We start from the raw sequence: 26305 nt of genomic DNA on the forward strand, positions 1-26305 counted from the left end.
TGAAGCATTTCTATCTTTAATTATCTGCTAATTTTATCTTATTAGCTAGATTTTTTAGACTTTCTGCTAGCTCTGCTAAGGAATCAGTTGAACTTGTTATTTCTCCCATTGAAGACATCTGTTCTTCTGTAGCTGTTGAAACACTGTTAATCTCCATAGTAACTTCATTGGCAATTGTTTCTGCCCTAATCATGGAATTCATAGCGTTATGAAGGTTATCTTCAACACTGGCTATGGCTATAGTACTTTCATTAATTTCTTCAACTACACTATCAATTGTAGTCGCTATTTGATCAAAAACTATTTTAGTTTCATTTACTTTAGTAATACCTTTATTAATTTCACAATCACTATACTCCATGTTCTGGTTTGCAAAATGAATTATATCTTGATTATCCTTAATTAATTTATTGATTTGATTAGTAGAGTACTTTGTTTGATCTGCTAGAAGTCGAATTTCTTCAGCTACAACAGCGAAGCCTCTTCCATATTCACCAGCTCGAGCTGCTTCTATTGCTGCATTTAATGCTAGTAAATTAGTTTTCTCTGCGACTTCTTCTATAACTAAAAGTATCTCATCCATTTCTCTAGAACTAATATTAATATTTTCTAGGGAGTGCCTTACTTTTTGTGAGCTATCCTTAATATTTGCCATTTGAACAATGACTTCCTCAATTGATGCTTTACCTTTATTTGCATTAGAATGAGATTTCTTACTAAGATTCTCCACATCTTTTATTTGTTTCAATACAAAATTAAAACCATGGTTTACATTCTTCATTTCATTAGATACATCAATTATTTCATGTAATTGAATATTAGCCTTAGAAGTTATATTATTTGCTGCCTCAGCAACTGAATTTGATGATGCATATGATTCCTGTGTGATAGCAGCCAATTTAATAGATGAAGAAGATAATGAATAAGATGAAACCTGAATCTCATGGGCAAAGGATTTGATACTATTTATTACCGACTGGATTGATTTAGCCATTATACCAATCTCATCTTTCCTGTTTATAACCTTTTTATCTATGGAAAAACTTAGGTCTAATTCAGCCAAACTTGTAGTTTGATTGCTGATATTGACTATTCTCTTAGATAGGTTTTTAGATATAAAATATGACAATACTATACCAAATATAAGTGCTAATATAACTATGGCAGGCAGAGAAGTATTTAATCTATTTAGCCCAGAGAGAATTTCCTTTTCAGTAATATGAACTAAGACAGTCCAGCCTTTCGATGGAACTGGAGCATAACCTATATATACTTTCTCACCATTTTGTTCATACCAATCTATTCCAACATTTTTCTCCTTAATTTCTTGTAGTATATTATTTATTTGTTTTTCTGAGCCTCTATCAACTTTGCCAATTAAGTCTCTGAAATTTATCTTAGTAGATTCATTTTCTCTATTTATAGCTAAAGTTGGATGAGATATAATATCTATATTTTCGTCTATTATATAAGCATAACCCGTTTCACCAATATGAATATCCTGAGCGATTTCATAGAATTCCTCTGCATCTTTATATGCTACGATTACTCCTATTACTTTCCTATCATGTTTTAAGGGGGCAGCCATAGCTATATCTACTTGTCCAGATTCTTCTCTATAGAAAGGTGCAGAGAAAGATGGTAGGCCTAGATTAGCTTGTTTAAAAAACCAAAGATCACTAATATCTATTACATTATTATTGTCCATCCTAAGATAACCATCAGTAGTAGCTATACCAATATTTGATAAATTAAGTCTCTTTTTTTCCATCTGAAGATAATCTAGTTTTTCTTCCCATGAATTATCTATATTACTTAGGAGTTCTAAGGAACCTAAGGAGCTGATTGAAATTAAATAATTTTTGATTCTCTCATCTACTATAAGGCCAGAATCATGAGCCTTATTAAAGAGTAATTCTTTCGATGTATTTATGAGTGAATCCTTTGCAATTATGTAAGCAGTCAAACTAACTGTTCCAGATAATAATACAATAATTAATATAACTGTAAGTAATAACGCGGTACCTATACTCCTAAATCTAAATAGTTTATTAAACCAACTATTCATGTTTTCAAATATAGATTTTATCAGGTTAGGGGCTTTCAACTATATCATCTCCTTAGTATGACTATATTAACAATTATTTTATAGATTAATTTTAACACCAGGATGTTAAAACCATGTTAATTTTTACCAGGGTAATATTAAGTCTATGTAAATTTTAGTAGATAAGGAGTAGATAGGGATATATAAAAAATACTAGTCTATTTAGACTAGTATTTTTTAAGCTATTTTATATAATTATCAAAATATCCTTGAATATAAATTATAGGTGTCCCCTTATCTCCGCTACCAGAAGTTAAGTCTGAAAGAGAACCTATTAAATCAGTAAGTCTTCTAGGAGTAGTTCCTTGAGATGCCATATTTCCAACAAGAGAGGATTCTTTGTTTTCAATATATTTAGAGATAGCCTTCTTTAACTCTTCTCCTCTTAAGTCAGCAAAATCATTATCAGCTAAGTATTTTAGTTTTACTTCTGAAGGAGTCCCTTCTAGACCTGATGTATATCCAGGAGAAACTACAGGATCAGCCAATTCCCAAATCTTACCTACAGGATCTTTAAAAGCACCATCTCCATAGACCATAACTTCAACGGTTTTACCTGTTTTTTCTTTAATCAACTCTTGAATATTATCTACAATTGGTTGACAATTTCTAGGAAATAATTTTATTTTATCCTCTGTTGATTTATTTGAGCCAAGTAAACCATATTTTTCATTATATCCACTACCATCTATGGAATAGTTAAGAATATCATCAAGGCCATAGATTTTTTCTCCGCCATTTTCTTTTAATAATCTCTTTGTTCTAAATCTAGTATGGATATCACATGCAATTACATTTTTTGTATAATCTAAAATAGTTTTTGGATTATTTGAAAATATTATTTCGCAGTCAACACCATATTCGGCTATTATCGACTTATAATATTCGATATAATCTACACCGGTAAAGGGGTGTAAAGTATATCCAAAGTATTCTCTGAATTCTTTTTCACTTAATACATCTGTCCAAGGATTTACTCCCTTTATATCAAGTACATCCATATCTACTAAGTGGTTACCTACTTCATCGGAAGGATAACTTAACATTAAAACTATCTTTTTTGCTCCCTTAGCAAGACCTCTTAATATAATGGCAAAACGGTTACGACTTAAGATTGGAAATACTAGACCAATGGTTTCATCACCAAATTTTTCTTTAACATCCTTAGCAATAGTATCCACATTAGCATAATTACCTTGAGCGCGGGCAACTATAGATTCTGTTATGGTAATTATATCTCTATCATGGACTGTAAAACCTTCAACTTCAGAAGCCTTTATAACACAATCAACTACCATATCTGCAATGCTGTCACCTTCTTTAATAATAGGGGCTCTTAAACCTCTAACAACGGTTCCTACTACTCTTTCCATTTACATCGCTCCTTTAATATCATCTTATTGGATATCTTACACTTTTAATATATAATATATTATGGTATAAGTAAAATAGATATATAGTATAATAGGTATAAGGAGTGGTTATATGTCTATTAGGTTAGAACTTTATAAGATATTTGATAAGGTAGCTAGATGTCAAAGTTTTTCCAAGGCTGCTAAGGAATTATACATGACGCAGCCTGCCGTAAGTCAAGCTATAATGCAACTAGAAGATGAACTGAAAATTAGACTTTTTACCCGTACACCGAGAGGAGTAATACTCACAAATGAGGGGAAAATGCTGTTTGAATATACTAATTCTGCAATTAGTTTATTAGATACAGGTGAAAAAAAGATAAAGGAGTCTAGAGATTTAAAAGAGGGAGAGCTAAAAATTGGAGTTAGTGATACAATTTCTAGATATTATTTATTGCCATATCTAGAAAAGTTTCATAAATCATATCCTAATATTAAGTTGAAAATAATTAACCGTACTACAGAAGAACTTTGTAATTTGATAAAATCAGGTGAAATAGATATTGGAATATGTAATCTACCAGTAAAGGATAACTCGTTAGATATAAGAAAGTGTAAGGATATACAGGATATTTTTGTATTTGGTGAGAAATATAAGGATATGATTTCAAAGACTATTACTTATGAAGAGCTATTAAACTACCCGCTAATATTTTTAGACAACAGATCAAGGTCAAGACAGTATGTAGAAGGCTATCTACTTTCTAAGGGAATAAAAGTAATTCCAGAAATTGAACTAGGTTCTCATGATTTACTTCTAGAATTTGCTAAAATAGGATTAGGACTGGCTTGTGTAGTTAGAGAATTTTCAGAGGATTATCTATATGGAGGGTGTCTCTATGAGGTTAATCTTTTAGAAGATATTCCTAAAAGGGGTATTGGAATTTGTTCGTTAAAAGGAGTTTCTCTATCCCCTTCATCAGAAAAATTTGTAGAGTATTTAGTGAAATAAGTCTAGATATGTTGCAAAGTTATTCTATTAATAGTAAAATATTAACAAAATATAAACTAGGAGAAATGCATATGAATTGGTTAAATAAGCTTATGAATGGAAGATATGGTGGAGATCAGCTTTCAATCGTATTAATACTACTGTCTTTGTTATTGACTTTATCTGGTAGATTAGCTAATATTCCTTTAATTTCATTTATTGGTTATGTACCTTTGGGCATAAGTATTTTTAGAATGTTTTCAAAGAATGTTTCTAAGCGTAGAATGGAAAATTATAAGTTTGCAATTTTTATGAGTCCTGTTTATTCCCGGTTTAAAAATATTGAGAGTCGTTTTAAAGACAGGAAAACTCATAAATATCTTAAATGCCCGAATTGTAATTCAAGGTTAAGACTTCCAAAGGGAAAAGGAAAGTTAGTTGTTACTTGTCCAAAATGCAAGGAAAAATTTGAAAAAAGAACATAAAGGATTAATTTAATAAAGAGGAGCAGGGCGCTAAATGAATATATTTAACAAGATATGGGGTAAAACTTTATATGGTATTGCTAGTGTTACTTCTGTAATATTTGATGTTTTTATTGGTATTGTAGAATTTATAGTAGGGCTTGTAATAAATATTGGGAGAGGATTTCTTGCTCTTATATCAATGGGTGGCTGTCTATTGATTATGGTATTAGGGCCAGCACTATTACTTAATCCCATGACATTTTTTACTATACTATTTCTAGTTATATTTCCAATATTAGGAACAAAGTTTGTATCCTATTTAAAATATATAAGGTATATGATAACTGAGTTTCTATTTGATCATGCTGATAATTTGATAAATGGACGAAAAGCTGAATTTGGCTCATTTAATGAATATGGAAATAAATACAAGAGGATGGAAGAAGAAAAAAGAAGAAAAGAGCAGCAACGACGACAGGAGGAAGAGCAGAGACAATGGGAAGAAAGATTCAGACAATGGAGTGAGTACCAAAATTCTCAAAGAGGAAGTAATTATGGTGGATATGGGGGCTACGGTGGAAACTATCAAAATGCAGGTTATGGAAATAACTATGTAAATCCAAATATTGAGTTTAAAAGTAAATACGAAAAGAGTTGTGATTTACTAGGTGTTGGATACGACTCAGATAAATATCAAATAAAATTAGCATATAGAAAAAAAGCAAAGGAGTATCATCCGGATTTAAACAAATCCCCAGATGCAACAACAATGTTTCAACAAATAAACAATGCATATGAGTTTTTGAGTGATGATAATATAGAAAGATATAAAAGTATCAGATAGTAAAATCTCCTGTTCATCAAAGTGAAAGTTAATAAATATATTTTTGAAACAAAAATTTACAAAATATAAAAAAGGAGAGTAAATTATGCTTAAATACAAATTTGATACCCAGTTGTTAATTGCAGGTCATGATCTTTCAGAAGATGCAATAAATGAATATATTACAAAGAATATTGAAGGCGATTGTCTCCTTGCTGTAGGCGATAAAGATTTAATAAAGATTCATTTCCATACAGCCACTCCATGGAAGGTGTTAGAATATTGTGCTTCCCTAGGAGATATATTTGACGTAGTTGTAGAGAATATGGAACGTCAAGAAAATGGATTGCAGGGTTAAATTTATAGTTAGATTAGAAATATAATGAAAACCAAGGGCATCATCCCTTCGAAGGGATGATGCCCTTAAAATATTTTTATATAAGCATGCATATGGGATTTCTATAGTAATTCCTTTCTCAATTCTTCACCTGTCTTAGGTGATAAGTATCCTAGGGGAACATCAAATATAGTTATAGCACCGGTTTTGCCTTCACATGCCATTCTATGGACTGCTCTAGCATAGGCGACTAAAACTGATGAGGTAAATTCTGGATTACTTTCAAGAGTTAAATTAAATTCCATTTTTTGCTTAGTATCAAGTCCAGTATTACCAGTTCGAATGACAAATCCTCCATGAGGCATTTTACTATGGTTTATCTTTAGCTCTTCTTCAGATATGAAAGATATAGAGGTATCATATCCTGCAAAATAATTAGGCATAATTCTTATTTCGTTTTCTATTCTATTTAAATCCTCATTATCCTCGCATACTACGTAACAAATTCTTTTGTGCCTTTCACAGGGAGGAACATTTATATCTTCACAATTTCTGACCTTATCTAGAACTTCTTTGACGGGTACAGTATATTGTACTCCATTTTTTACACCTTTAATTCTTCTTATGGCATCTGAATGACCTTGACTCACTCCATTGCCCCAAAAGGTATAATCTCTGCCATTAGGTAATACACACTGACCTAACAGTCTATTAAGTGAAAAGAGCCCTGGGTCCCAGCCAATAGATATAAGACTTAAGTTTTTTGATTTAGATGATACACCATTGATTTTATCAAAGTATTCAGGAATTCTTCCATGGTTGTCAAAACTATCTACTGTGTTAAAGTATTCTGCTACCATAGGTCCTTGTTCATCTAAATCCTTTGCGGAGCCTCCGCATAGTATCATTACATTGATTTTATCCTTATAATCTAATATATTAGAGATGTTTTCTACCTTAGATTCTGTGTCTAATGAATTAGGTTCCCTTCTAGTAAATATAGCAATAAGTTCCATATCTGGATTTTGATTTATAGCTAGTTCAGCTCCCTGACCTAGATTTCCGTATCCTACTATTCCAATTTTTATCTTGTTATTCATAACACGCCTCCATAAATAAAATATAGTATTAAGATTATATCATTTACAAATGCATAATATAATATTATTCTATAACTAACTTAATATTATTAAAATTGTAATAATTGGGTATCAATATTTAGATTATGAAATACATAAACCTAAAGGGAGAGAAATATATGAATTATAATAGACAGATAGAGGAAATATCTAACTATTTCAGAAATAGTGAAAAAGAAACTGAAGACTTTAAGATAGGAATTGAATTTGAACATTTTGTAGTAGATAAGGATAGCTTAAAAACCGTCTCCTATTATGGTGAAAATGGAGTAGGAGAAACCCTAAGTGAATTAGAGAAAAATGGATGGGAAGGTAAATACGAAGGGGAATATATTCTTGAATTAAGCAAAGACAATAAGACAATAACTCTTGAACCAGGTAGTCAGTTAGAGTTAAGTATAAATGCTAAAAAGAACATAGAGGATATTGAAAGGGAATATTTGGAATTCTTAGAAGAGATAATCCCAGTACTTGATAGAAAGAACCAAGGACTAATTACCACAGCATATCATCCAAATACTAAAATAGAAGAGATAAAACTTTTACCTAAGAAAAGATATGATCTTATGTTTAATTACTTTAAAACCAAAGGTAAGCATGCTCATAATATGATGAAGGGAACTGCGGCACTACAAGTATCATTGGATTATAAATCTGAAGAGGATTATAAAAGAAAGTTTAGAATAGCAAATGCTCTATCACCAGTATTATATGGATTATTTGATAATGGATTTTACTTTGAAGGAGAACGATGGAATAAATATAATTTAAGGACTCATATATGGAACAATTGCGATGATGATAGGTCAGGTATAGTTGATAATGCATTAGAAGATGATTTCAGCTATAAAAGGTATGCTGAATATATACTCAATAGACCGCCAATATTTATATTTAAAGGTAAGGATGTAATTCCAACAGGAGAAAAGAAAGTTAAAGATATATTTAATCCTGAAGATTATGATGAAAAAGAACTAGAACATTTATTAACAATGTTTTTCCCAGATGTAAGAACTAAGAAATATATTGAAATAAGAATGATGGATTCAGTTCCATACCCCTTGAATTTTGGTGCAGTAGCTTTACTAAAGGGAATATTTTATAATGAAGAGAATTTAGACAAAATATATGATTATATTAAAGATATAACCTTAGAAGATATAAAGAAAGCCAAGGAAGATATTATAGAGAATGGATTGAATGGTAAGCTAAAGGATAGAACAGTTCTTGAAATAGGTAAATGGATAGTACAATTAGCAAAAGAAGGACTAGATTCAGATGAGGTTAAATATATCCTGCCTCTTGAGAAAATTGTAAATGAAGGCAAAAATCCTTATGAAATCACTAGAGAAAAGGCTGAAACTGGAAAAAAAGAGTCTTTAAATTGGTGTTTGTTAAATAATTTAGTTGAGGTGAAAAGATGAACTGGAAGGAAATAAATAAAGAATATATAAATTTAATTAAATCTGATCCAGAAGGATATATTGCTGATTACAAAATAGCTAAGGAAAAGGTTGCGAATTCTACTGCAATATATAAGGGGAAACCAGTACCTTTTCTTTATCATCCAATGTTTTATACAGAGGAAGACGTAGAAAACTTTAGAAAAATTGGTGATACTTTAATATCTATAACAAATAAAGTGACACAAAGATATTTAGATTCAAAAGAGTTTAGAAAAAAATTTGAATATAGTCCACTTTTAGAAGAATTAATTCTTGTAGATAACGGCTATGATATAAATGTTCCTATAGGAAGGTTTGACCTTTTTTATGATAATAAGGATAATTTTAAGTTTTGTGAATTGAATACAGATGGTTCTTCAGCTATGAATGAAGATAATACCATAGGAAATATATTGCTCCAAACAAAAGGATTGCAGGATTTTTCACAGAAACATAGCTTATCCTTATTTGAATTAATAAATAGATGGGTTGATGACAGCATTAGCATATTTAGAAAATGGAATAGTGAAATTGAAAAACCAAATGTTGCAATCGTAGATTTCACTGAATCGGGAACATCTAAAGAATTTGAAGTATTTAAAAGTGCCTTTATTAAGAAAGGATATAATACCATAATAGCAGACCCTAGAGATTTAAAATATAGAAATGGACATCTATACTTTGAAGATTTTAAGATAGATTTAGTATATAGGAGAATAGTTACCTTTGAATTAATAGAAAAGGCTCATGAGGTACCGGACTTTATAGAAGCATATAAAAACAAAGCATTTTGCTGTATAGGCTCTATTAAATCCCAAATAATTCATAACAAGATAATATTTAAGATATTGCATGATGAGGATACTTTAGAATTTTTATCAGAAGATGAAAGAAATTTTGTAAAAAGACATATACCAGTTACGGGATTATTTAAAGGAGAAAAAGAAGTATATAATAGAGTATTAAATGACAAGGATAGATATATTATGAAACCCTTAGATTTAAATGCTTCAAGAGGAGTGTATGCAGGAAGAGATTTATCCCAAGGTGAGTGGAAGAAAAGATTAGATGAATCCTTTGATAAGGATTATCTTTATCAAGAATTCTTTGAACCCTTTACAAGGGAACATGTTGTATTTGGAGATTATGAATTAAAAATAGAAGAATTTAGATCTATAGTTGGTCTCTTTATGTATAAAGAGAAATTTGCAGGAATTTATACTAGAATAGGGAAAAATAATATAATATCAGGTGTAACTGATTATTATACTTTACCAAATATTTTAGTAAAATAAATTAGAAAACATTTGACATCACTTTAAAGTAGTAGTATAATAATAAAAATATTAAAAAGCTTTGACTAAGAACTAGTAAGAGTAAAAAAATCCCTTAGAGAGAGTTACCGGTTGGTGAGAGGTGCAAGGGATATTATTCCGAATACATCTTAAGAGCTACTTGCTGAAAGGTACTACACCTATTAGGTTCAGTCGGCAATCTGCACCCGTTATAGTGCTAGGGTACTCACATTTATGTCGGTACTTGATAAGATTGATATCGTGAGATATCGGTGAACTAAGGTGGTAACACGGGAAATTACCCGTCCTTTGTGTATTTTTATACAGAGGACGGGTTTTTTATTTCTAAGTTTATAACGAATAGGGAAGCTCTGCTTTTATCTTTTTTAGATTAGAAACTTGACCTCGATGAGTTCTAAGCAGATTGCCGAAATCTTTGATTTAGTGCAAGTCGCTTATGCAGTGGCAAAGAAAAGCTGCTACTAATAAGCTTTTTATGATAAAGGGGATGATTAAATTGGATTCTGACTATTATTATTTAATTAAAAAAACAAAACTCAAATACAAAATTTAATCAAAATGGAGGTTTAATAATTATGTCAAAAATTAGATTTTTTAATGGAGAACAAATTCCCCTTGAGATGCATAAAGTGCGTATAGTTCAAAAATTAGAGTTACTACCAGTTGAAAAAAGATTGGAATGTATGAAAGCAGCTGGAAATAATACATTCCTTTTAAATAATAGGGATGTATTTATGGATATGTTGACAGATAGTGGAGTAAATGCTATGAGTGATAGACAACAGGCAGCTATGCTGGTTGCAGATGATAGTTACGCTGGTAGTGAAACATTTGTAAGACTTGAAGAAAAAATACGAGAAATATTTGGGACAGAATTCTTCTTGCCAACTCACCAAGGAAGGGCATGTGAAAATATCCTTGCACAATCTTTTGTTACATCTGGCTTTATTGTTCCAATGAACTATCATTTTACAACTACTAAGGCTCATATCATTCTTAACGGAGGAAGCGTTGAAGAGATTATCATAGATAAAGGCATAGAAGTAAACAATGACCATCCCTTCAAAGGTAATATGGATATAGATAAATTAAAGTCTATAATAGAGGAGCATGGTTCAGAAAAAATTGCCTTTGTTCGTATGGAGGCTGGAACAAATTTAATAGGTGGTCAGCCATTTTCCCTTGAAAATTTAGAAGAAGTAAAGGAAGTATGTAATAAATATGGAATATTATTAATATTAGATGCCAGCCTATTAGCAGATAATTTACATTTTATTAAGGAAAGAGAAGAAAGATGTAAATCAATGAGTATTAGAGAGATTACTTTAGCATTATCATCTTTATGTGATATAATTTATTTCTCAGCTCGTAAGCTAGGATTTGCAAGAGGCGGAGGAATATGTACCAACAATAAAGAGCTATACATGAAAATGAGGGAATTAATAACTCTATATGAAGGATTTCTAACATATGGAGGCATGTCTGTCAGGGAGATGGAAGCATTAACAGTAGGTCTTGATGAAACTATGGATGAAAACGTTATTAATCAAGGACCTGATTTCATTTCATTTATGACTGACGAACTAATTAAGAATGGTATTCCAGTTGTTACACCAGCAGGGGGCCTAGGCTGTCATATAGATGCAATGCAATTTGTATCTCATATACCTCAAGAGGAATACCCAGCGGGAGCCTTAGGTGCTGCATTATATATAGCCAGTGGTGTACGTGGTATGGAGCGTGGAACTATGTCTGAGCAAAGAGATGAAGATGGTAATGAGGTCGTCTCTAACATGGAATTACTAAGACTTGCAATGCCTCGTAGAGTATTTACTTTATCTCAAGTTAAATATGCCATAGATAGGATTACTTGGCTTCATAAGAATCGTCATTTAATAGGAGGACTAAAGTTTGTTGAGGAACCAAAGAATCTTAGGTTTTTCTTTGGTAGATTAGAAGCCACATCAGATTGGCAAGAAAAATTAGTAGAAAAATTTAGACAGGACTTCCCAGATAGTTTGTAGAAGTCTCCTATTATTATTTTGTGCTTAAGACTATCATAAAGACTTTATTTTAGCTGGAAATTGGATATTTAGATTACTAGATATGATTTTATAATTGAGTTAAAAATAAACTAGCATATAAAGAGTGAACGAAGATATTTAGTATCTTCGTTCCTTTAATTTTTTGAAATTATTTATGAGAATCTATTGACAAAGAATAAAAGAACCTATATACTTAGTTACATAACTAACTAACCAATAAACCCAAGGAGGTGGTAATTTGTTAGACTTAAGTACGGATAAATCAATTTATGTGCAGATAGCCGAGATAATTGAAAATGATATTCTATTAGGGAATTTAAAAGAAGAAGAACAAGCACCTTCTACAAATCAATTTGCAAAGATATATCAGATAAATCCAGCCACAGCTGGTAAGGGACTAAATATTCTGGTAGAAGAAGGTATTCTTTATAAGAAAAGAGGTATTGGCATGTTTGTAGCAGAAGGAGCAAGAAAAAAGATAATTAAAAAAAGACAATCTTCGTTTTTTAAAGAAATATTACCTGAGATAATGATAGAAGCTAATAGGCTGGAAATAACCACAGAAGAAATTATAAAGTTTATTGAAGAATTTAGGGGAGGGGAATAGAATGCTTGAAATAAAAAACTTAAACAAGTCATATGGAAAAAATAAAGTGTTAACAGATATTAACTTGAATATTGAAGAAAATAAAATCTATGGATTGCTGGGAAGAAATGGAGCAGGAAAAACTACATTACTAAATTTAATATCTAGTCAAATATTGAGAAGTGCTGGAGAAATCAAATTAGACAATGAGGATGTTTTTGAAAATTCAAAAGCAATGGAAGATATTTGTTTGGTAAAGGATTTCCCAAACTCTGTTAAAGAAAGAAAAGTAAAGGATATATTGACTCTAGCAAAAATTATATACAAAAACTGGGATGAAGAATATAAGGACTATTTAGTAAAGGAATTTAATTTAAATACTAAGAAAAAATTATTAAAGTTATCAACTGGAAATCAAACCATTGTAGGATTAGTCATAGGCCTTGCTTCAAGATCAAGACTTACTATGTTTGATGAACCTACTTTAGGACTTGATGCAGCAATGAGATATAAATTCTATAATTTACTTCTTGAAGACTATGAAAAAAACCCTAGAACAATAATAGTATCCACTCATCTAATAGATGAAGTAGCTAATCTATTTGAAGAAGTAATTATCATTAATGATGAGAGAATTACGCTAAAGGATGAAGTAAATGCACTTAAAGAAAGGTCATATTTCTTATCTGGTCGTGAAGATTTAATTAATTCAATCATAAAGGATAAGAAAGTAATTCACAGAGAAGAGTTTGGCTCTACTAAAATAGTAGGTATATATGGTAATTTAACAGAAAAAGAAATCAAATATATAAAAGATAATAATATTGAAATAAGTAATATACCACTTCAAAAGCTATTTATATATCTTACTGAAAATATTATGAAGGGAGAGTATTCTAATGGGCGCAACTAAAAGGATTTTTAAATTTCAAAATCATGGATTAAAAAAATCAATACTGGGATTTTGGAGTGTCATATTGACAATTAATATATTAACCTATATATTAATGGTAAATTTTAATTCGAAGATAAAAATAGGGTTATTTAGCAGCAAGGATGATATATTTTCCATTGTTGGAGGAAATATAATGCCTATATTCATATTCTTCATTGTTTATGGTATCGTTATGTATCATGAAGATTTTGCATTAGCTCTTAGCTTTGGATTCACAAGAAAAGATTTTTATAAATCCGTTATAGTCAATAATATTATAGTAACATTAAGTTTTGCAGCTATTCAAGTTATCCTACAAATTATTGATAAATATTTTGTTGCATCCTTAGGATATAAGCCAATGGTGGAATTTGGTATATTTAATACGGCAACTGATAATATATTATTTATAGTTTTAACTTTATCTTTACTTTTTCTGACATTTGTTTCAATTACTAATTTGATAGGGGTTTTACAATATAGATTTGGATATAAATTTTGGATAGGATTTGGTATAACAGCCATTACTCTTCAAATATTGGGTAACTTCTCTGCAAAAAAAATATTAGGGTTTTCGGATATGTACCAATGGATATGGTCGAGATTTAATAGCTCCACTGCAATTTTTTTAACATTCGTCATAGCTATAGTCTGCTATACTCTAGGATATTTCATTATAAGAAAAGCTAATATTAGAAAATAGATAAGAAGATATGCAATTTGTAAAACAAAGCTAAAGAATAGTCTTTTAGCTTTGTTTTGTTATTTATTTCTATAAAATCCCCCTATTATTCTACAAAGCTATTTGGTATATTAAATATGAGGTGACGAAAATGAAAGTAATGATAGTAGGTGCTGGTAAGTTAGGATATAAACTGGCAGAATCTATGGTGTTAGAAGATATAGATGTGACGGTAGTAGACAATAACCCAAAAGTAATAGACTTTATAAACGAACATTTAGATGTCTTAACTGTACTGGCAAATGGAATAGATATAAATATTCTTAGAGAATTAAGTATAAATCAATATAATCTATTAGTTGCATCAACTGATAGTGATGAAACAAATACTCTTGTCTGTTCCTTAGCAAAAAAACTAAGGTGTGAAAAGACTATAGCTCGTATTAGAAATCCTGAGTATATGCAGCAACTAGATTTTATAAAAGCTGAAATGGGAATCGATCATATAGTAAACCCTGATTTATCAACAGCCCAAGCAATTGAAAAATATTTATTAAAGAACTATAACTTTTATTCAGGGGATTTTGCTAGTGGAAAGGTCCAAATGATTGATTTTAATATTGAGCATATGAAAGAATTTGTAGGTAAGAAAATAATGGAATTAGAAGATTTCGATAGATTATTGATTACAGCCATATCTAGAGATGGAGATATAATAATTCCAGATGGCTCTACAGAATTATTAGCAAATGATACAATTCATGTCATAGGTAGAAATGATGACATAAATAATTTAAACAACAAGTTTACTCAGGATATAACTAAAAAGGAAATAGAGAGAGTAATGATTCTTGGAGGTAGTAATATTGGACTATATCTTGCTCAAAAGCTATCAAAGGTAAATATATCAGTTACATTGGTAGAAAAGGATAAGGAAAGATGTCAAGAATTATCGGAGATACTTAATGATGTACTCATTATACATGGAGATGGTACAGATATACATCTATTAGAGGAAGAACGATTGAATTCAATGGGTGCTTTTGTAGGAGTAACAGGATATGATGAAGAAAATTTACTCATGGCTCTTATGGCTAAACAATCTGGAGTTCCAAAGACAATTTCAAAGATTAGTAGACAGAACTATACAAAGATAATTGATAGATTAGGAATAGATGCTGCTCTAAATCCTACTGTTATTGCAGCAAGTAATATACTAAAATATATCCGTGGTGGAAAGATAGTATCAGTTTCTCTATTGATAGGTGGAGACGGAGAAGTTACAGAAATAATTGTAGGGAAGGATTTACCTATAGTTGGAAAGACCTTAGAGGAATTAAAATTACCTAAAGGAATAATAATTGGTGCCATAGTTCATAATGGAAAAGTTATAATACCTAATGGTAAATCTATAATACATGCCAATGATAGAATAGTTGTATTTTGTCTAACGGAGGATTTGCCTACCTTAAAGATGTTCTTCAAATCAAATAAGGGAGGGGTACTAAGTGAATTATGGAATCGTGCTAAAGGTATTAGGTAGTATATTAATTCTAGAGTCTATACTCATGACACCATCTTTACTTATATCTCTATACACAGATCAATCGGATAAGCTAGCTTTTTTAATAACTATTTTAATAACTGGGGTGGTTGGCTTTGCTCTAGCTAGAAATAGAAGCCGCGATAGACATATAAATGCAAAGGAAGGCTTAGCAATTGTATCATTAGGATGGATATCAATATCTTTATTAGGGGCCTTACCATTATATATATCAGGTAGTACTCCCACCTATATTGATGCACTTTTTGAGATAGTATCTGGGTTTACAACTACCGGTGCAACAGTAATACCCGATGTTGAGGTATTGCCGATGGGAATATTATTTTGGCGTTCCTTTACACATTGGATAGGTGGCATGGGAATATTAGTCTTCACCTTATCATTACTACCAGCCCTTGGAATAGGGGCATTTCAAATATTTAAGGCAGAAAGTCCAGGACCTATTGCAGGGAAAATAGCACCTAGGATAAAGGATACGGCTAAAATACTATATATAACGTATTTTACCATTACTATAATTCAAGTTATATTATTGAAATTTGGGGGAATGTCTTTATTTGATTCCCTAGTTTATACATTTGGAACAGTTGGTACAGGTGGATTTGCCACTAAAAATGCCAGTGTAGGTGCCTATAATAGTACTTATATTCATCTTGTAATAGGAAGCTTTATGGTGCTATCGGGTGTGAATTTTTCTCTATATTATTCTCTATTTAAGGGTAAAGTAAAAGATGTATTTAAGGATGAAGAACTAAGGCTTTATTTCGCAATTGTTTTTATATCAGTAACAGTAATAGCAATTAATTTGTTCAAAACTACATATTCTAGCATTGGATTAGCATTTAGAGATTCATTTTTTCAGGTAGGCTCTATAATGACAACCACTGGATATTCTACTGCTAACTTTGATATATGGCCAACCTTTAGTAAGGCAATTTTATTGCTTCTCATGTTCATAGGTGCAAGTGCAGGTTCTACAGCTGGAGGCATGAAGGTTATTAGAATATTAGTTATACTGAAATTAATTAAAAGGGAAATATTGAAAATCTTTCATCCTAGGGCGGTTAAGCCAGTTAAGCTTAATGATAAAATTTTACCCAATGAGACTATAGCAGGCATCAATAGTTTCACTGGATTGTATATGATAATATTTGTGCTATCTACTATATTAGTGTCATTAGAAGGTGTAGACTTAGAATCTGCCGCTAGTTCAGTGGCCGCAACTTTAGGTAATATTGGTCCAGGATTGGGAGTTGTAGGGCCTACTAGCACATTTAACGGATATAGTCAAATAAGCAAAGCATTTTTCTCATTGCTAATGCTTTTAGGTAGACTTGAACTATTTACCATAATAGCATTATTTGCCCCAAAGAATTGGAGAAGAGAAATATAAAAGTTTGACCAATTCAATTATAGACAAAATATTATAAGGATTAAGAGAAAATAATCTGATATTTAAAAAAGGAGGAGAAATATGAATTACGAAGTAAAATCACTCAGTCCAGAGTTAGCAGAAACCTTTGTTGAATATCTTGGAAATTTGGATTTTGCCCATGCTCCCCATTGGTCTACTTGTTTTTGCAGATACTATCATACAAACTGCTCATTTGAACAATGGCAGAATAGAACGGGAGAAAAGAATCGTGCAGAAGCAATAGAGCAAATAAAGCTTGGAAATATGAAAGGTTACCTAGTTTTTGATGGAGACAAATGTATCGGCTGGTGTAATGCAAATGATGTATGTGAGTTTAAGAGGCTAGAAGATGATATTGATCATATAATAAAGGAGAAAAAAGTTGGGTGCATAATCTGCTTTGTAATTCATCCTAAATATAGAGGAAGAGGTATTGCAAGACTTATACTTAAGAATGCAATTGAGGATTTCAAAGCACAAGGATTTGATGCAGTTATAGCACTTCCAATAGAGATTAAGGAAGCACCAGAAAAGGCCTATAGAGGGACATTTGCCATGTATAAGGAACAAGGTTTTGAGGAAATAGAGAGACATGACAGCTTAAGTATAATGTGGTTGGAATTATGATAGAATATTAAGGCTTTCTATTTTATGATGGTTATAATGCATTCTTCCCCTTAGAGGGGACAGAATAATGTTAGAAATCATAATTTGTGTTATAGTTTTAAATATGGTGTTACGATAAAAGGTTAGGATTATATATAATGAATATAATATAGTTTTTTATATTGGCACTCTAAATAAGGATAAAAGGTGAAGAAATGAATAAAGAACGATTAAAAGTAAAATGTATAGGTATAGATGAAGAGGGTAAAGGAATAGTAAAATTAAAAGGGAAAGAATTTCATATAGCAAATCTACTAGAAGATGAAACAGCAATAATTGAAGTAGTCAAAAACAAAAACATGGAAACTGTTAAGTTAATAGAGATGGAAGAAGAATCTAAATATAGAGTAAAGCCTTCATGTCCTTATTTTAATAAATGTGGAGGCTGTCAAATTCAACAGATGTCATATGAAGGACAAAGTAAGTTTAAGCAAAGTAAAGTTGAGGATTTATTAGGATCTTTCTGTAAAGTAAATGAGATATTAACTATGGAAGAACCCTATTATTATAGAAATAAGATTCATTCAACATTTTCCCATGATAAAAAGGGACAGATTATATCTGGATTTTATCAAGAAAATACTCACGATGTAATAAATATAGATAGATGTATAATCCAGGATAGCAAAGCAGATGAAATCATAGAAACCATCAAAGGTTTTATGAAATCTTTCAAGATGAAACCTTATGATGAGGATACAAAGGAAGGTTTTCTAAGACATGTGCTTATTAAACGTGGCTTTTCCACAGGTCAAGTTATGGTAGTGTTAGTAGTAGCATCAAAGATATTTCCGGGGAAAAATAATTACATAAAGGCCTTAGTAAAAAAACATCCAGAGATATCTACTATAATAATGAATATAAATAATCGAAAAACATCTGTAGTTCTTGGTAATGAGGAAATAGTTCTATATGGAAAAGGCTATATAGAAGATATCCTATGTGGGGTAAAGTTTCAGATTTCAGCAAAGTCATTTTATCAAGTAAATCCCATTCAAACAGAAGTATTGTATAATAAGGCTATCGAAATGGCAAAGTTGAAAGGTAATGAAACAGTTATAGATGCATATTGTGGAATTGGAACCATAGCATTAATAGTTAGTAGAAAAGTTAAAAATGTAATAGGAGTAGAAGTAAATAAGGATGCAGTAAAGGATGCTATCAAAAATGCAAAGCAGAATAATATTAAGAATGCATATTTTTATAATGATGATGCAGGAGATTTCATGGTGAAACTGGCAAATGAAAATAAAAGCATAGACCTAGTAATAATGGATCCACCTAGATCGGGAAGTGATGACAAATTCCTATCATCCTTAGTTAAATTATCACCAGCAAAGGTAGTATATATATCATGTAACCCAGTGACCCAAGAAAGGGATCTGAGATACTTAGTGAAGAATGGATATAAGGTAATGGAGATACAACCAGTGGATATGTTTCCTCAGACGGCACATGTTGAGACCATTTGCTTGATGTCTAGAAAATAAAGTCCGGAAAGCCTTGAAGATACTAGGTTTTATAAAATGAAAGTGAATCTGTCTACTCGACCTAAGCCCTCGATATGTGTACGTGGAAACATATCGAGGGTGTTTTTTTGTGGTAAAAATGAGTCTGAGATTAGGTAGGGGTGAGTGGACAGAATAGATAAATTAGTAGGGTTGAGGAGATAGGATGGATGTAATAGTAAGCGAATGAAATAAAATAAGTTTTATTATGAAATATTAGAAGACTAAGAATATGTATTTTGAAAATAAAAGTCATCACACGTAAAAACATTTCAGAAGACATTGTGTTATTTTTGAGATAGTACAATAAAGTATTGACAAGAGATGGATATTTATATAAAATGTAATTGTACTAATTAAAAAATAACAATATTGGAGGTGTGGTTTATTAAAATTGTAAAACTAGGAGATATATCGAGTATTACAACAGGTCAAGTAATTAAAAGAAAAGAAGCTCCACCAGGTGATGTGGATGCAATTCAATATCGTATTCTTACTTTAAAGAGCTTTGATGAAGACGGTTATCTAGTGAAAGAAGAACTTGATTCCTTTAAAGCAAGTGAAAAAATTGAAAGTAAATATATTACTTCAAAAGGTGATATTGTTGTTCGACTCAGTATGCCTTTTACATCAATTACAATAGATGAAGCAAGTGAAGGGATATTGATACCATCTCTTTTCGTAGTAATAAGAATTAATAGTAATGATATTTTACCATCTTATTTAAGCTTGTATCTCAATAGCAATAAAATGAAAAAGCAATATATGAGAGAAGCAAGAGGTACTGCAATTCAAATTCTTAAAACATCTGCTTTTAAAGAATTTGAGATTATGCTTCCGGATATGAGTATGCAGGAACAAACTGTGGCTCTTAATGAATTGATGATGAGAGAAAAAAGATTACTTCAATTATTAATTAAAGAAAACAATAAAAGAAATCAAATCATATTAGAGAATATGATTACTGGAGGTTTAAATCATGGAGATTAAAATGCTAACTCAGGAAGAAATAAATGGAACTCTATGGAGAGCGTGTGATACATTTAGAGGTAAAATAGATTCAGCTATCTATAAGGACTACATTTTAGTTATGCTGTTTATAAAGTATGTTAGTGATATATATAAAGAACGTAGGCAAGAAATGATGGAAAAGTATAATAATGATGTAGAAATGGTAGAAAGACAAATGCGCTATGAGAGATTTGTTTTGAATGAAAGATCTACATTTGATTATATTTATGATAAAAGAAACCAGCCAAAGATTGGTGAGATCATTAATATAGCCTTAGAACAAGTGGAAGAAGAGAACAAGACAAAGTTAAGAGGTGTGTTTAAAAATATAGACTTTAATTCAGAAGCTGTTCTTGGTAGTACAAAAGAGCGAAATACAATGCTGAAAAATCTACTTGAGGACTTTAAAGACCTTGACCTTAGACCATCAAGGCTCAAAGGTGATGACGTTATAGGAAACGCCTATGAATATTTGATAGGAAATTTTGCTTCAGATGCTGGAAAAAAGGGTGGAGAGTTCTTTACCCCAGCTGAGGTATCAGAGCTTTTAGCAAGATTAGTAAAACCTCAAGAAAATGATAGAATCTATGATCCTACTTGTGGTTCTGGATCATTATTGATTAAAGCATTTAATAAAGTTCCTAATGGGAAAGCTCAAATCTATGGACAAGAAAGAAATGGCCAAACGCATTCACTTTGTCGCATGAATATGTTCTTGCATAATATTGATGATGCGAAAATCGAATGGGGTGACACATTAGCTAATCCGAAGCATTTAGAAAACGATAAGTTGATGAAGTTTCAAGTCATTGTAGCAAATCCACCTTTTTCGCTTGATAAATGGGCATCTGGTTTTGCTGGGGAAGATAGTGATAAGAATTTCAACATGGAAGCCTCACTAGATCCATATAAGCGCTTTTCCTGGGGAGTACCACCAAAATCAAAAGGAGATTATGCTTTCGTTCTTCATATGCTTCACTCATTAGCAGAAGATGGAAGAATGGGTGTTGTATTGCCTCATGGGGTACTATTTAGAGGGGCAAGTGAAGGAAAGATTAGAAAGAAAATCATCGATATGAATCTTTTAGATGCTGTAATTGGACTTCCCGCAAATCTATTCTTCGGTACTGGTATTCCTGCATGCATTTTAGTATTTAAGCAGAACAGAAACAGAAAAGATATTCTATTTATAGATGCATCTGGTGATGACTACTATGAAAAGGGTAAGAACCAGAATAAATTGCGTGAAGAAGATATACAGAGAATTGTTGATGCATATGAAAATTATGAAGATGTTGAAAAGTTCGCTTATGTTGCATCTCTTGATGAAGTAAAAGAGAATGATTACAACCTAAATATCCCAAGATATGTTGATACTTTTGAAGAAGAAGAGTTAGTGGATATGGAAGAAGTAGCTAAAAATATAGCGAGTATTAAGGAAGAACTTGAAGAGATTAAAGCACAGATGGATAACTATCTTAAAGAACTTGGATATTAAGGGGGTGTGTATTCGTGAATGACAAGATGAATAATACAGAAAAACAAGCATTAGTTGATTGGAATAGTCTGAGTTTAGGGAAACTAACACTTTCATCTGATTACGGCACTTCTAAGAAAACAAATGATAACACTGGCATTCCTGTATTGCGAATGGGAAATATGAAAGACGGCAAAATTGTTCTTGATAATCTTGTTTTTCTTGAATTAGAAAACAGTGAATTTCAAAGACTTAAATTATATCCAGGTGATATCCTGATTAATAGAACTAATAGTGCAGATTTAGTTGGTAAAGTATCGATTTTTGATTTAGATGGGGACTACGTGTGTGCATCATATATTGTGAGATTTAAAATTAATCAAGAAATTATTAATCCTTATTATCTTAATTATTATATGAATATGTCAGATTCCCAAAACAGAATTAAGACAATTGCAACTCAAGCAATACAACAAGCTAATATCAATCCTACAACTTTGAAAAAATCATTTATAGTCAAATTTCCAAAATCAAAGCATGAACAAGATAAAATAGTCAAAATTATTTCAACTTGGGACAAAGCTATCGAATTGAAAGAAAAGCTAATCGATGAAAAGAAAAAACAAAAGGCGGGGCTGATGCAAAAATTACTTACTGGAAATGTGAGATTTACTGGATTTAATGATGCATGGGAAGAAGTGAAGTTTGGCAAGGTATTCAAGTTTTTAAATAAAGAACGTGTTAGTGAGCCGCAGAATTATAAGTTGCTAACTGTAAAACTCCATTTAAAAGGTATTGAAGCAACTGAAAAATATCCAAATGACACAAAGAATGGTAGGCCATATTATTTGAGAGAACCAAATGAAATATTAATTGGACGCCAGAATTATCATAACGGTGGAATAGGAATTGTACCAAGTAATATGAAAAATTACATTGCATCAAATGCAATAAGTAGTTTAACAACAATTAAAGGTGATTTAATGTTTTTATTTTACTATATTTCAAATGTTGACTTTTATAAAAGGGTCGGACATATGATAGGTGGTACAGGACAAAAGGAAATATCTGAAACAACTATGAAAAATCTGGTTTTACGTATTCCTAAATCATTAGAGGAGCAGAAAAAAATTGGAGAAGTTCTTAAAACAGCCGATAATGAAATAGATTTATTAGAAAAAGAACTAGAAAGTCTAAAGCAACAAAAGAAAGGCTTAATGCAACTTCTATTAACAGGCATAATAAGAGTGAATACCCAAGAAAATGAAAAGAGGTGATACTGTGCGTAGAGCGGAAGCATACGATGAAATGAACATATCTCAAATCCCTGCTTTGGAGGTATTAAATAAAATAGGGTATACCATCATTTCGCCCGAAAAAGCAGAGCAGATGCGAGGGAATCTGTATAATGTTGTTCTTAAAGATATTTTGTACGAACGATTAACAGCCATTAATAGCTTTGATTTTAAGGGTTGCACATATAAGTTTTCAGAAAAGAATATTCAGCAGGCAATACTTGATATTGAAGAAGCGTTAACAGATGGTTTAATTAAAACCAATGAGAAGATTTATGACTCATTAATTTTAGGCCGGAGCTATCCAGAAAGTCTTTCTGAAATGGATGGTACGAAGTCCTTTAATCTGAACTATATTGATTGGGAAAATCCTGAGAACAATGTTTTCCATGTGGTGGAAGAATTTTCGGTGGAACGAGAGGATGGACAAGGTACTGTACGTCCTGACATTGTTACTTTTATTAACGGCATTCCATTTGGGGTGATTGAATGTAAGAAAGCAAGTATCTCTATCTCTCAGGGAATTAGCCAAATGCTTAGAAATCAGGGAAAAGAATATATTCCACAGCTATTCAAATTTGTTCAGATTGTCATGGTTACAAACAAGAATGAAACCCAGTATGCCACTACTGGAACACCTAAAAAGTTTTGGTCATTATGGAAAGAAGATAAGGAGTCTATTGAGTATAAGTGGTTTGAAGAAACACTAGCAGAGACTGTTACTTGTAGAATACCAACGGTGCAGGATAAAAATATTATTTCCCTGTTTCATCCAAAAAGAGTTATAGAAATTATACGTTTTTTCACATTGTATGATAAAAATATAAAAAAGATAGCAAGATACCAACAGTATTTCGCTATCAAAGAAATCATTAGAACCATTGTAGAAACCGATAGGAATGGTAACCGCCAATCAGGTGTTATTTGGCATACTCAAGGTTCAGGTAAGTCCCTAACTATGGTGATGCTTTCAAGGTACATTTTATCTCAGTTTGCTGATATTCATCCCCAGGTGTTGGTCATTACAGACCGAATCGAACTAGATAGCCAGATACATCAAACCTTTAATCATTCGAGACTGAGAGCCGAAAGAGCCATAAGCGGGAGGCATCTTGTAGAGCTGATTAACAATAACGGAGCAGATATTATTACATCTTTGGTACATAAGTTTGATACTGCTTCAAAGCATCAGAAACCTGTAAAGTCAAAAAATATATTTGTATTAATTGATGAATCTCATAGGACCCAATATGGAGAACTAAATATCAAAATGAAGAAAGTATTCCCGAATGCCTGTTATTTAGGGTTTACAGGTACACCTTTGATGAAAAAAGATAAGAGTACCATGAAGAAGTTCGGTGGACGTATGATTCACAAGTACACTATTAAAGATGGTGTTGAAGATGGTGCCATTGTGCCACTGCTCTACGAAGGAAGACTTGTTGAACAGACAGTAAATCGGAATGCTATTGATAAGCGTATTGAAATGATTACGAGGAATTTGGCTGAGAAGCAAGCAGAAGAACTTAAAAAGAAGTGGAGTAAATTTGAAGCAATTGCTTCATCAGAACAGCGTATTCGTTTGATTGCAGATGATATCTACGTACATTATACAAAATTTTATAAAGATACCTTTGCAAAAGCAATGCTAGCCACAGCATCAAAATTTGATGCCATTCGTTACAAAGAGTCCTTTGATGAATATGGAGATTTAAAAACAGCTATTGTTATTTCACCGCCAGATCAACGGGAAGGGTATGACGAGGTTGATGAAGAACCAAAAGATCGTGTTCTCAAATTTTGGAATAAGATGATGGAAGCCTACAGTGATCCACAAAAATATGAAGACCACATCAAGAGTGAATTTATTGATGGTGATGAATTAGAAATTTTGATTGTAGTCGATAAGCTTTTAACTGGTTTTGACGCTCCTAGGGCATCTGTTCTCTATGTTGATAAACCGATGAAAGAGCATACTTTGTTGCAGGCTATAGCACGTGTGAACAGGCTCTATGAAGGAAAGGATTTTGGGTTAATAGTAGATTATAGAGGACTTATTCAAGAACTGGATTCAGCTATGAGAACCTATTCAGGTGCGGGTCTTGAAAACTTTGATGGAAAAGATCTTGAAGGTGCACTAGTTGATGTCATTAGTATAGTAGGAAAACTAAGAGAATCCTATTCAAATGTTGTGGCCATATTCAAAGGAATCAAAAACAAACAGGATAAGGAAGAGTACGAACTGTTGCTAGGTGATGAAGCCCTTCGAAATGACTTCTATAATCAGTTAAGTAACTTCGGAAAATACTTAGGTATAGCTCTTGAGTCAGAGCATGTCTATAATGCCATAGGTGAAGATGATATCAAGCTTTATAAACGTGAGTTTAAGTTTTATCAAGAACTTAGAGCTTCTGTAAAGCTTAGATATTCTGACACCATTGATCATAAAGAGTATGAGGCTAAGATGAGAAATCTGATGGATACCTATATTGCTGCGGAAGATATCATTCAGATAACGGCACCAGTGGATATCCTGAATGAAAAAGAGTTCGAAGATGAGTTGATGCGTTTGGGTTCGCCAAGAGCTAAAGCAGATGCAATTCGTACAAGAATGACAAAACGCATCAGTGAAAAGTGGGATGAGAATCCAGCTTATTATAAGAAATTCTCCGAACGTATTGAAGAAATCATAGAGCAGTATAAGGAGAAAAGAATCTCTGAATTAGAATACCTAGAAAAAATGCGAAATGTTATGAATGATTTTAGAAAGGGGTATTCAGGTACAACTTACCCAGAGAAAATCAAACATAATATCCATGCTCAAGCCTTTTATGGTGTGGTTAAAGAAGTGCTTGAAGATGAAAGGTATTATGAAGCAGGAGTTACAGAGTTAGTGGCAGAAGATGGCCCTATCTACAACTATGAAGGTATTTTAGCCGATATTGCAATGGAAGTTGACGTGATTATTGAAAGGCATTGTAAGGTGGATTGGCACGATAATCCAGATGTTCATAAGAAAATTTCTCAGGAGATAGATGAACTTTTGTATCTAGTCAAGAAAAAGCATTTTCCTAAAATGACCTTTGATCAGATAGATACAATGATTGAAAATATTAAAACTGTGGCCCTAAGAAGGTACTAGG

Annotated in this window: 21 protein-coding genes and 1 other annotated feature; of the genes, 18 read left to right on the forward strand and 3 right to left on the reverse strand. The window is 31.7% G+C overall.

The genetic code is table 11. The features are described from left to right. Window positions 1-16: 16 nt before the first annotated feature. Both KQI38_RS08725 and KQI38_RS08730 read right to left on the reverse strand, forming a co-directional pair. A complete protein-coding gene (locus KQI38_RS08725) occupies window positions 17-2107 on the reverse strand; it encodes a methyl-accepting chemotaxis protein (RefSeq protein WP_216558246.1) in 2091 nt (696 codons plus the stop codon). 182 nt (window positions 2108-2289) lie between these two features. After that, on the reverse strand, window positions 2290-3480 hold the full coding sequence (locus tag KQI38_RS08730; RefSeq protein WP_216558249.1) for a coenzyme F420-0:L-glutamate ligase: 1191 nt from the start codon (window positions 3478-3480) through the stop codon (window positions 2290-2292). 112 nt (window positions 3481-3592) lie between these two features. On the opposite strand from KQI38_RS08730, the gene KQI38_RS08735 reads away from it, so the two are divergent. The 4 genes from KQI38_RS08735 to KQI38_RS08750 all read left to right on the forward strand — a co-directional run bounded on the left by KQI38_RS08735 (window position 3593) and on the right by KQI38_RS08750 (window position 6101). Then, window positions 3593-4474 (forward strand): LysR family transcriptional regulator, encoded by an 882-nt coding sequence (locus tag KQI38_RS08735; RefSeq protein WP_216558252.1) that lies wholly within the window; start codon window positions 3593-3595, stop codon window positions 4472-4474. 71 nt (window positions 4475-4545) lie between these two features. Continuing rightward, window positions 4546-4938 carry a zinc-ribbon domain-containing protein gene (locus KQI38_RS08740; RefSeq protein WP_216558255.1) on the forward strand — a complete coding sequence of 131 codons (393 nt, stop codon included), beginning with the start codon at window positions 4546-4548 and terminating at the stop codon, window positions 4936-4938. 34 nt (window positions 4939-4972) lie between these two features. Continuing rightward, window positions 4973-5764, forward strand: coding sequence for a J domain-containing protein (locus KQI38_RS08745; RefSeq protein ID WP_216558258.1), 792 nt, complete (start codon window positions 4973-4975; stop codon window positions 5762-5764). Window positions 5765-5849: 85 nt separating this feature from the next. Continuing rightward, window positions 5850-6101 (forward strand): kinase to dihydroxyacetone kinase, encoded by a 252-nt coding sequence (locus KQI38_RS08750; RefSeq protein ID WP_216558262.1) that lies wholly within the window; start codon window positions 5850-5852, stop codon window positions 6099-6101. A gap of 101 nt (window positions 6102-6202) precedes the next feature. Here KQI38_RS08750 and KQI38_RS08755 read toward each other — a convergent pair whose 3' ends face one another. Further along, a complete protein-coding gene (locus tag KQI38_RS08755; protein ID WP_216558265.1) occupies window positions 6203-7180 on the reverse strand; it encodes a diaminopimelate dehydrogenase in 978 nt (325 codons plus the stop codon). A 158-nt stretch (window positions 7181-7338) separates the two neighbouring features. Here KQI38_RS08755 and KQI38_RS08760 point away from each other — a divergent pair, with 158 nt between their 5' ends. The 14 genes from KQI38_RS08760 (at window position 7339) to KQI38_RS08825 (ending at window position 26304) form a co-directional block, all read left to right on the forward strand. Continuing rightward, entirely contained in the window at window positions 7339-8643 is a 1305-nt protein-coding gene (locus tag KQI38_RS08760) for a glutamate--cysteine ligase (RefSeq protein WP_216558268.1), read from the forward strand. Continuing rightward, window positions 8640-9959: a glutathionylspermidine synthase family protein gene (locus KQI38_RS08765; RefSeq protein WP_216558271.1), complete on the forward strand. Its 1320-nt coding sequence runs from the start codon at window positions 8640-8642 to the stop codon at window positions 9957-9959. Before KQI38_RS08760 ends, KQI38_RS08765 begins: the two co-directional genes overlap by 4 nt. 52 nt (window positions 9960-10011) lie before the next feature. Continuing rightward, window positions 10012-10272 (forward strand) — a binding site (T-box leader). A gap of 283 nt (window positions 10273-10555) precedes the next feature. Further along, on the forward strand, window positions 10556-12004 hold the full coding sequence (locus tag KQI38_RS08770) for a tryptophanase (protein ID WP_216558274.1): 1449 nt from the start codon (window positions 10556-10558) through the stop codon (window positions 12002-12004). 259 nt (window positions 12005-12263) lie between these two features. After that, on the forward strand, window positions 12264-12632 hold the full coding sequence (locus KQI38_RS08775; protein ID WP_216558277.1) for a GntR family transcriptional regulator: 369 nt from the start codon (window positions 12264-12266) through the stop codon (window positions 12630-12632). A gap of 1 nt (window position 12633) precedes the next feature. Further along, window positions 12634-13524, forward strand: coding sequence for an ATP-binding cassette domain-containing protein (locus tag KQI38_RS08780; protein WP_216558285.1), 891 nt, complete (start codon window positions 12634-12636; stop codon window positions 13522-13524). Then, complete coding sequence (locus KQI38_RS08785) at window positions 13511-14248, forward strand: hypothetical protein (RefSeq protein WP_216558288.1); 738 nt, start codon at window positions 13511-13513, stop codon at window positions 14246-14248. The genes KQI38_RS08780 and KQI38_RS08785 overlap by 14 nt, the downstream gene beginning before the upstream one ends. Before the next feature lie 130 nt (window positions 14249-14378). Beyond that, window positions 14379-15770 carry a Trk system potassium transporter TrkA gene (gene trkA / locus KQI38_RS08790; protein ID WP_216558291.1) on the forward strand — a complete coding sequence of 464 codons (1392 nt, stop codon included), beginning with the start codon at window positions 14379-14381 and terminating at the stop codon, window positions 15768-15770. Next, complete coding sequence (locus KQI38_RS08795) at window positions 15736-17184, forward strand: TrkH family potassium uptake protein (RefSeq protein WP_216558294.1); 1449 nt, start codon at window positions 15736-15738, stop codon at window positions 17182-17184. Before trkA ends, KQI38_RS08795 begins: the two co-directional genes overlap by 35 nt. A gap of 81 nt (window positions 17185-17265) precedes the next feature. Continuing rightward, complete coding sequence (locus KQI38_RS08800) at window positions 17266-17832, forward strand: GNAT family N-acetyltransferase (RefSeq protein ID WP_216558297.1); 567 nt, start codon at window positions 17266-17268, stop codon at window positions 17830-17832. A gap of 194 nt (window positions 17833-18026) precedes the next feature. Continuing rightward, window positions 18027-19361 carry a 23S rRNA (uracil(1939)-C(5))-methyltransferase RlmD gene (gene rlmD, locus KQI38_RS08805; protein WP_216558302.1) on the forward strand — a complete coding sequence of 445 codons (1335 nt, stop codon included), beginning with the start codon at window positions 18027-18029 and terminating at the stop codon, window positions 19359-19361. A 396-nt stretch (window positions 19362-19757) separates the two neighbouring features. Then, on the forward strand, window positions 19758-20369 hold the full coding sequence (locus KQI38_RS08810) for a restriction endonuclease subunit S (RefSeq protein WP_216558305.1): 612 nt from the start codon (window positions 19758-19760) through the stop codon (window positions 20367-20369). Next, complete coding sequence (locus tag KQI38_RS08815; protein WP_216558309.1) at window positions 20359-21888, forward strand: type I restriction-modification system subunit M; 1530 nt, start codon at window positions 20359-20361, stop codon at window positions 21886-21888. The genes KQI38_RS08810 and KQI38_RS08815 overlap by 11 nt, the downstream gene beginning before the upstream one ends. Window positions 21889-21902: 14 nt before the next feature. After that, entirely contained in the window at window positions 21903-23144 is a 1242-nt protein-coding gene (locus tag KQI38_RS08820; RefSeq protein WP_216558312.1) for a restriction endonuclease subunit S, read from the forward strand. Then, entirely contained in the window at window positions 23131-26304 is a 3174-nt protein-coding gene (locus KQI38_RS08825; protein ID WP_216558315.1) for a type I restriction endonuclease subunit R, read from the forward strand. The genes KQI38_RS08820 and KQI38_RS08825 overlap by 14 nt, the downstream gene beginning before the upstream one ends. The last annotated feature ends 1 nt before the right edge of the window (window position 26305 follow it).

This window comes from Tissierella carlieri (genome assembly GCF_018917285.1).
Classification (GTDB): domain Bacteria; phylum Bacillota; class Clostridia; order Tissierellales; family Tissierellaceae; genus Tissierella; species Tissierella carlieri.